The 1075-nt window shown below is 68.9% G+C and carries 2 protein-coding genes; both read left to right on the top strand.

Annotated features, from left to right (window positions below; genetic code table 11):
• Window positions 1–51 precede the first annotated feature (51 nt).
• Entirely contained in the window at window positions 52–330 is a 279-nt protein-coding gene (locus EI290_RS22195; RefSeq protein ID WP_089334549.1) for a helix-turn-helix domain-containing protein, read from the top strand.
• Window positions 231–1067 (top strand): IS630 family transposase, encoded by an 837-nt coding sequence (locus EI290_RS22200; protein WP_125433834.1) that lies wholly within the window; start codon window positions 231–233, stop codon window positions 1065–1067. Before EI290_RS22195 ends, EI290_RS22200 begins: the two co-directional genes overlap by 100 nt.
• Window positions 1068–1075 lie beyond the last annotated feature (8 nt).

A 1075-nucleotide genomic window follows, 5' to 3' on the forward strand; every position in this document is an offset into this window, starting at 1 on the left:
TAAGTAGCCATACAGAAGTAAGCGTATAGTGCGCAATTGGTAGCTTGCGGCATGCGACGACCTGCCACCGAGTTGAGTTCGGAAGAAGTGACGTGTTTGGAAGCGTGCAGTCAGCACGGACCGCACCCGCGCATGCGGCGGCGGGCGCTGGCCGTGCTGGGCCACCACCGGGGCCAGACGTTGCCGCAACTGGCCGCGCTGTTTGCCGTGCGTTACGCGACGGTACACGGGTGGGTGCAGGCCTGGCACCGGGCCGGCCTGGCGGGGCTAGCCGAGGGCCGGCGCGCCGGACGGCCGCCCAAACTGGCCCCGGCGGCGCAAAAAAAATAGTCGCCTGGCTCGGGTCGGCCACCCAGCAGCTACGCCGGCTCGTGCCCCGCGTGGCAGCCGACCTGCAGGTGCGCGTAAGCGTGGGCACGCTGCGCCGGCTGGCGCGGCGGGCGGGCTATAGCTGGAAGCGCACCCGGCGTAGTCTCAAGGCGCGGCGCGACGCGGTGCTGTTCGGTTTTTTTCAGCAGGAGGTCCAGGCCCTGCACGCGCTGGAAGCGGCCGGCGCGCTGCGGGTCGTGTACGTAGACGAGTGCCGCTTCTCACGCCTGGCGCCGGTGCCCTATGCCTGGCAGGTGCGCGGGCAGGCGCCGGTCGCGCTGCCGGCCGAGCGCGGCGGCGGGGGCCACACCGTGCTGGGCTTGTGGCAGGCCAAGGCCCCGGGCCAGCCGCTGACCAGCTACGTGCTGCCCGGCGCGCTGACGGCCGACCTATTCGTGGCCGCGCTGGACGAGTACAGCCAAGCGCTGTCCGGTCCGACCGTGCTCGTGCTCGACAACGCCTCGGTGCACCGCGCCGCCTGCGTGCAGGCCCGCCACGGGGTGTGGGCCGCGCGCGGCTTGCGTTTACAATTCCTGCCTGCCTACTGCCCCGAGCTGAACCTGATCGAAATCCTCTGGCACCGCTGCAAGCACTACTGGCTCACCCCGGACGACTATCGCACCGAGCAAACCCTACGCGACAAGCTCGACTACCTCATGCCCAGAGTCGGAACTGAGTATACGGTTACTTTTAGCTGACCACTTAA

Origin of the sequence: Hymenobacter metallilatus (assembly GCF_003944705.1) — a bacterium.
Taxonomy (GTDB): Bacteria; Bacteroidota; Bacteroidia; order Cytophagales; family Hymenobacteraceae; genus Hymenobacter; species Hymenobacter metallilatus.

Bases quoted from the DNA above. Each gene is read 5' to 3' on its own strand.
- EI290_RS22195 (WP_089334549.1), top strand. From the start codon at position 52: ATGCGACGACCTGCCACCGAGTTGAGTTCGGAAGAAGTGACGTGTTTG.